The organism is Zarconia navalis LEGE 11467 (assembly GCF_015207075.1).
Classification (GTDB): domain Bacteria; phylum Cyanobacteriota; class Cyanobacteriia; order Cyanobacteriales; family Geitlerinemataceae; genus Zarconia; species Zarconia navalis.
The window spans coordinates 1-7363 of the sequence record NZ_JADEXN010000253.1 but is presented as its reverse complement, the minus strand read 5'-3'; the positions used below and the strand labels follow the sequence as shown (position 1 = coordinate 7363).

General features: G+C 47.3%; 7 protein-coding genes. 3 read left to right on the top strand and 4 right to left on the bottom strand.

Annotated elements, in window-relative coordinates:
- Both IQ235_RS13800 and IQ235_RS13795 read left to right on the top strand, forming a co-directional pair.
- The coding region (locus IQ235_RS13800) for a helix-turn-helix transcriptional regulator (RefSeq protein ID WP_264322032.1) at window positions 1-699 on the top strand (699 nt) is incomplete at its 5' end.
- Window positions 700-832: 133 nt separating this feature from the next.
- Window positions 833-1456 carry a hypothetical protein gene (locus IQ235_RS13795; RefSeq protein WP_264322031.1) on the top strand — a complete coding sequence of 208 codons (624 nt, stop codon included), beginning with the start codon at window positions 833-835 and terminating at the stop codon, window positions 1454-1456.
- A gap of 217 nt (window positions 1457-1673) precedes the next feature.
- On the opposite strand, the gene IQ235_RS13790 is transcribed toward IQ235_RS13795, so the two are convergent.
- The 4 genes from IQ235_RS13790 to IQ235_RS13775 all read right to left on the bottom strand — a co-directional run bounded on the left by IQ235_RS13790 (window position 1674) and on the right by IQ235_RS13775 (window position 5846).
- Window positions 1674-2114 (bottom strand): hypothetical protein, encoded by a 441-nt coding sequence (locus IQ235_RS13790; protein ID WP_264322030.1) that lies wholly within the window; start codon window positions 2112-2114, stop codon window positions 1674-1676.
- A gap of 70 nt (window positions 2115-2184) precedes the next feature.
- The gene (msrA, locus tag IQ235_RS13785) at window positions 2185-2841 is read right to left on the bottom strand and encodes a peptide-methionine (S)-S-oxide reductase MsrA (RefSeq protein WP_264322029.1); all 657 of its coding nucleotides are present in this window, start codon (window positions 2839-2841) and stop codon (window positions 2185-2187) included.
- Between the two features lie 138 nt (window positions 2842-2979).
- Window positions 2980-4035, bottom strand: coding sequence for a serine hydrolase domain-containing protein (locus IQ235_RS13780; protein WP_264322028.1), 1056 nt, complete (start codon window positions 4033-4035; stop codon window positions 2980-2982).
- A gap of 125 nt (window positions 4036-4160) precedes the next feature.
- Window positions 4161-5846, bottom strand: coding sequence for a serine/threonine-protein kinase (locus tag IQ235_RS13775; RefSeq protein ID WP_264322027.1), 1686 nt, complete (start codon window positions 5844-5846; stop codon window positions 4161-4163).
- Between the two features lie 398 nt (window positions 5847-6244).
- Between IQ235_RS13775 and pheT the strand changes: the two genes are divergently transcribed.
- Window positions 6245-7363 (top strand): phenylalanine--tRNA ligase subunit beta (pheT, locus tag IQ235_RS13770; protein WP_264322026.1); only part of this gene is annotated, 1119 nt, incomplete at its 3' end.

Sequence of the window (7363 nt, the reverse complement as noted above, 5' to 3'; positions counted from 1 at the left end):
TTCCATGCCAGCTATGAGGTGAATGGCACTTGGCGACATCAGCATTACACCCACGGCGATATCGTCATTTTCCCCGCCAACGAACCCTTTCCCACAACGCAAATCGATCGAGATGTGGAGTTAATTGAGCTTTTTCTCGAACCGGCGATGCTGAGTCAAACCGTTGGCGAATCTGTTGCCGAATCGATCGAACTCGTCCCGCAACCGAAGCTACGAGATCCGCTGATTCAACAGATGGGATTGGCACTCAAAGCCGAACTCGAAGCGGGGGGAAGCGATAGTCGGTTGTATGCGAGTTCGATGGCAGCGGCGCTTTCGGTACATTTGTTGCGGCGATACTCGTCGTCACCGACTGAAACTAAAGACTACGTCGGAGGATTGCCCAAATATAAGTTAAAGCAAGCAATTTCCTACATTCACGATCGCCTCGATCGCAGTTTCACGTTAAACGAACTCGCGGCGGCGGTGCAAATGAGTCCTCACTATTTTGCCACTTTATTCAAACAATCTACCGGACGAACTCCCCTCCAATACGCAACCCACTGCCGGATCGAGAAAGCCAAACAACTTTTGCGCCAAGGGGAATACCCGATCGTGGAAATTGCCCTGCAAGTGGGTTTCACCAATCAAAGTCATTTCACGCGGGTGTTTCGCAAGTACACCCAAACGACACCTAAAGTGTATCGAGATACGCGGTAGGTGGGATGGAAATAAGGCTCGATCGAAATATTTGGAAGATCGGAATATTTTTCGGAATATCGGACAAGACGATCGCCCAGTGGACTCTTTAAAGTGAGATCGAAACGATACGCTACTCGAAGGATGTTCGATCGTGACATCAACAAAACTGACAACAAAACTGACAACAAAACTTGCAATTCGGGGATGGAAAATCGTCGGTTATTGCGCATTGGCGATCGCGATCGCCATCGCTTTAATTTTACTGATTTACGGCATCAACGAGCCAAGTCTGCGCATGGTGGTGCGGGCAACGGCTCGAACTTCATGGGTCTTATTTCTCGCTGCATTTACCGCTTTTTCACTACGCCAAATTCATGCTAATTCTCTGACACGATGGATGGTGGATAATTACCGCTATCTCGTCATTGCCATGGCAGTTTCCTACGGCTTTCACGCCCTGGCGATCGCCAAACTTGCGATCGCGATCGGCGACGCAAATTTCCTCTACGATCCCGGTGGACTCTTGGGTTATCTGTTTATTCTGGCAATGATGGTAACGTCATTCGATCGCTTTTCGTCTTGGTTCGATCGTCGCGTCGTTAAAGTTCTGCACGTTGTGGGAATGTACTATCTCTGGATTGCGTTTACCTATACATTTATCAATCGGCTGGGGGTGTCGATGCTGTTTTATTTGCCGTTTGTCATTGTTCTGGGTTTAGCACTCTTAATTCGCGCGATCGCTCTGCTTGGGTGGAGAAATTCGCGCCTGACATGATTGACTTTTGAGAAAGTTTGAATCGGGTCGTTTATCGAGTTCGCCTCAAAGCTGCATATTCATCCCTCAACTCTCCGCATTACCTATAGTCCCTATAGCAGTTTGCAGAAATATTAACCCCGAACATAGTGGATTGGAAAAATTAGAGAACCTGTAGGGGTAGTGCCCCCGTGCCTACCCCGATGTAGTGGGTTGGGTTCAACCTTCATGAAAACCGCTATAATAATTTTCTTCGATTCTCAATAACTAGTTGTCGATCGAATTCTGAAATTTCATCCCAATGATGATTTTCTAAAAGGCTACAGGCTAATTTAACACTTTCTCGATCGCTATGACCGGTCGGACTGGTTCGATAGCCTTCCAGTATATTTAATGCTGCACCTAAATTATTCTCATCAAGCTCCAGTGCGGCTTTAAAATATTCTAATCCTGACTCATCTTCATTCTTAGACAAGTCAGGAGCCGGTTCTGCAATAATAACTCCCATCATATTGTATGCTTCTGCTCTAATAGATTTCTCTAAAATCTGATTTTGAGCTATTTCTTTGAATGCAAGAAAAGCTTCTTCATGGCTCGCTCTATCTAACAGTTTATCAGCTTCTTCAAAAATAGTTTCTATTTTCTTCAATCGACTAAATATTAAACTACCTACACTCAAAAAATAGGGCTAGTAAATAGTTTTTACTAGCCCCTAAATATTCAACTAAATTACGATATTTGTCTAAAAACTAAGCTTCCACAACGCCCACCGGACAAGTCACGTTCGTACCCCCTAAGCCGCAATAACCGTTAGGATTTTTGGCGAGATACTGTTGGTGGTAGTCTTCTGCGTAGTAGTATGGCGGTGCGTCGATGATTTCGGTTGTAATCTCGCCGTATCCCGCTTGGGTTAGCGCTTCTTGGTAGGCATCGTGGGAAGCTTGGGCAAGTTTGCGTTGGTCGTCGGAATAAGTATAAATGCCCGATCGATACTGGGTTCCCGCATCGTTGCCCTGGCGCATTCCTTGGGTGGGATTGTGGCTTTCCCAGAATACTTTCAACAAGTCTCCGTAGCTGATGACGTTGGGATCGAATACCACGTATACGACTTCGTTATGACCCGTTTTCCCCGAACAGACTTCCTGATAGGTGGGGTTGGGAGTCAATCCGGCGGCGTAACCCACAGAGGTAGAAAAGACCCCATCTTGCTGCCAGAAGCGGCGTTCTGCCCCCCAGAAACAGCCCATCCCAAACATTGCTGTTTCCATTCCTTCGGGAAAGGGAGGTTTGAGGGGGTTGCCATTAACGAAATGCTTCTCGGGGACGGGCATCGGCTGGCTGCGTCCGGGTAATGCTTCTTCGGCGGTGGGTAGAGTTGTCTTTTTACCGAATCCAAAAAGTACCATTGATGTGAGTCTTATTTTGGTGTTAATAACTAATTTTAATCTTATTTAATATATTTTTATACTTCTTATGGGGGAGGAATAGCGATCTCCCCGGTTCGGTAATTTCGCTTGCCGTGCAACTTACCCAAAATCTTCTCATTAACTGAGTGCGGGTCGAACGGGCAAACCCGCAATATCCTGACAATAATAACCGACAATTTCCTTTGCGATCGCATCGGGACGGGTGATTTTATCGAGATTACACAACAAAATAACAGTGATTCGATCGTCTATAAAGCGAGTGATATTGCTGGCAAATCCTACAATCGAACCGTTGTGAGAAACAACCCGTCTATTTTGATAATTGAGTATCCACCATCCTAAACCCGCTGCATATCCAGGTTCTTGCCAACAATTATTTCGTCGGGGAAAGTTGGGAGTCCACATTAAATCGAGGGTCGATGGTTTGAGTAGACTCGGCTGACATAACTCTCTTTCGTATTTAACCATATCTTCGATACTCGAAAGCTGTCCGCCAGCAGAATAGGTAACTGAAGGACTATAGTAAGGTTTATTTATCAATTGATTCGTCGGCAAACGATAACCCGCTGCTCGATGAGGTACGATTTCTTTAGGGCTATTCATCCGCGTATATTTCATTCCCAAAGGTGCAAATAACCGATCGTGAAGTATCTCGGCATAAGGTCTACGATAGATTTGCTCTAACATCATCCCCAGCAGATAGTAACCGGTATTGTCATAACCCACAGATTCTCCCGGTTGAAACTTGAGGGGTAAATCTTTAACCAGGGCTAAAACTTCGATTTTAGATAACTCTAAGTGGGTAATATCCCAGTAGTTCTCGGCATCCGTATAACTTGGAATTCCCGATTGATGAGAGAGGATATGCCTAACGGTTACACAATGCCATGCCGGGGGTAAATCATCTAAATAATCGGCGATCGCTCTATCTAACTCGATCGTACCTTCTTCAACTAACATCATCACCACCATCGCGGTAAATGTCTTGCCGACAGAAGCTATTTCATAGACTGTTTTTTCGGTTGCCGGAACATCATGCTCTAAATTTGCAATTCCATAACCTTTCATCAACAGAGGTTCGCCTTCCCTGACGACCGACACAGAGAGACCAGGTATCTGCTTTTGGAGCGTTAAATCTTGAATAAATTCATCGATCGGGGCGAATTCTGACATAGATCGAGAAAATCTAAATAGTAGAGGCGAACCCTGAAAATAATAATGCTGCCAAGGTATAAAAAAACGGAGATTCGGTCAAAACAAACATCAATGAATTCTCAAGAAATATGAGTGTCTGGCTATCATGCAAACAGCGATCGCTTGCCATTAGGCATCACCGTTCGCCAATTGGTTTTAGCCATCGCCAATTGAGTTTGAGATACCTTAGCATCGATCAAATTTGCACCACATAAATTTGCCCCGCGCAAATTGGCATGAGTGAGATAGGCATTACTTAAATTTGCCCCTCTCAAGTCTGCTCCCGATAAATTAGAATAACTCAGATAAGCATTACTTAAATTTGCCCCTCGACACACCGCATAACTCATGCTCGCAGAACTGAGATCCGCTTTATGTAAATTTGCCCCTTTCAAATTGGTACGGACGAGCTTACTTCCGTAAAAATTCACCTGAGATAGTTCGATATGTTGTAAATCGAAACCACTGAGATCGCAATCGGCAAAATCTCGTTCCCCTTTTTTGTAGGATGTTTTTAAAGTTTGAGGTGTTAATTTTCCCGACGCACTCGATGACGTTTTGTCCGTAGCGCTCGTATATTGAAGTGCGGTTGAGTTAGAAATCGTGCGCTTTGCCGTCCAACTCAGGCTGCGACTCGAACTGACCGAATCGCCTCCTGTTTCCCCAGAAGTATCGTGGTAACTCGGGTTGGGAGATGGCATTTCCACCGTTGCCGCCGATATCGGTGTAGGTGGAACTTGGGGATGGGAAAACCCATTGGCTTTCGCTGCGGGAGGACTCCCATAATCAGTCTCCTCAAATCCATCGGACTCCCTGGGATTCGATTCGCCGAGATTGGCAAGGGTGAGTTCGGCTGCGGTTTCCTCGCTCGAAAACGCTTCGGAGGAGGGTTCCCGGTTCAAATCCGCTAGCACTTGCTCTGCCGACGAGTAGCGATAGTGAAGTAACGGCTTGAGCATTTTATCGAGAATCTGGGTCAGGTGAGGGCTGATGCAAACTCGATCGTGCCATAGAATCTCGCCATTGCCCGGATCGCAATCCAACCGTCGGGGAGATTGCCCGATGAGCAAGTACAAACAGGTCGCTCCAAGGGCGTAAAGATCGCTGGCGTAAACGGGTTTCATCGCCATTTGTTCTCGTGGGGCAAAACCCGGAGTCCCGATGGCAAATGAGGTATTTGGGGTCATGGTTTCGCTATCGAGGAGCAACCCCGTCTGGCTGACTTCGTCTTTAACGGCTCCAAAATCGATGAGTACCAACCGATTATCGAGACGACGGCGAATAATATTTGCCGGTTTGATATCTCGGTGAATCACTTCATTTTGCTGGAGATACCCCAAGAGCTGCAAAACTTCATCGAGTACCGCTTTGACTTGCATTTCGCTAAAGCATCCGTAACGTTTGACTTCTTGTTTGAGAGTCAAACCTTGAACGTATTCTTGAACTAAATAAAACCGATTATCGATTTCAAAATAATCGAGCAGACTCGGGAGTTGAGGATGATTGCCAATTTTTCCCAAAGTTGCTGCTTCTCGGCGAAATAACGTTCTCGCTCGTTCTAAGACTCGACCATCGTTGGATGCCAGACGCAATTGCTTGATCGCACAGGTTGGATTTCCTGGCAGTACCGCATTTTCAGCTAAAAAAGTAGCGCCAAATCCACCTTTGCCGATCGCTTTGAGGACTCGATAGCGCTCGGCCAGCAGTAATGTAGAACCACAAGAGAGACACTCTTGGGTGGCATGGGGATTTTTAGGATTGGGGCAGTCCGGATTAATGCAGTAACTCATGCAATTTTACTCAAGGGTTTGTTTAGTTTAGATAGTGCGGTTGAAGGAAGTCGCAGTTGAGAGAATCGATCGCATTGTCGGTTATTCTCCATTAGATGAGTGTGGATCTTTTTTGTTGTCACCCAGACAAGCTGACGATTTTCTCTAATACAAGTATGTCTAAAAAAATAGGGGAGTGACGAGAGGGAAACCTCGAATAAATGTTGCGACATTCACCACTTAGAGCGAGAAAGCGATCGGTAAATGTACTGACAATAATGGTACTTTAATGGTACTTTTAAAATTTGCAGCCAACGGTTCCCAGGCCAGAAGCTATTCGGGATTGCCAGTGCCGGGAAGTCATCCCTTCGAGGGGTAAAATAGATAGGCTAAAGATCGAATATAAGCTAAGTGACATCGTGCGTATCTCTGTGAATTGGCTGCGGGAACTTGTAGACCTGGAACTGTCTCCGGAAGCATTAGCTCACCTGTTGACAATGGCGGGATTTGAGGTGGAGGACATTGAAGATCGTCGCACTTGGGCTTCGGGTGTGGTTTTAGGGAAAATTATCGAGTGCGAACCCCATCCTAATGCTAACAAGTTACGGGTCTGTCAGGTGGATGTGGGCGGCGATTCTCTTCTCAATATCGTTTGCGGTGCTCCTAATGCTCGATCGGGTATCTACGTCCCCGTGGCAACGGTGGGAACCTATCTCCCTCAAATCGACTTGAAAATCAAACCGGCAAAGCTGCGGGGCGTACCGTCGTCTGGAATGATTTGTTCCCTGGCGGAAGTGGGACTGGCAAAAGAATCGGAAGGGATTCATATCTTCGAGTTAGATAACCCGCAATTGGGAAGCGACGTACGTCCGTTGCTGGGGTTAGAAGATGCGATCCTCGACTTAACTGCGACGGCCAACCGAGCGGATGCCTTGAGCATGGTGGGAGTGGCGCGGGAAGTGGCCGCACTGACGGGGGGAACGTTGCATTTGCCCGAAGTGAAACCCTCTTCGATCGCCCCTGGAGAAAATTTAGAAGTCAGCATTGCCGAAACCATCGCCTGTCCGGCTTACATCGCCACCGTTATCGAAGGCATCGAAATCGCCCCATCTCCCAATTGGTTACAGCAACGCCTCGAAGCGGCTGGGGTACGCCCGATAAATAACGTGGTGGATATCACCAACTACGTGATGCTCGAATGGGGGCAACCGCTGCACGCCTTCGATCGCGATCGCCTAACTCAAGCCACTGGCCGCGAGAATCTCACCGTCGGCGTGCGGTTTGCCAAGGCAGACGAAACCCTCACCACCCTCGACGGCGAAGAACGCCAACTCCAAGCCCAAACCCTGCTCATTACCGCCAACGATCGCCCCGTAGCTTTGGCGGGGGTGATGGGGGGAGAAGAAACGGAAGTCCACGATGGCACTGCGAACTTAATGCTCGAAGCAGCACTGTTCGATCCGCCGACGACTCGCCGCTCGGCACGCTCCCAAAGCCTGCGCACAGAAGCCTCATCTCGATTCGAGCGGGGGGTTAAC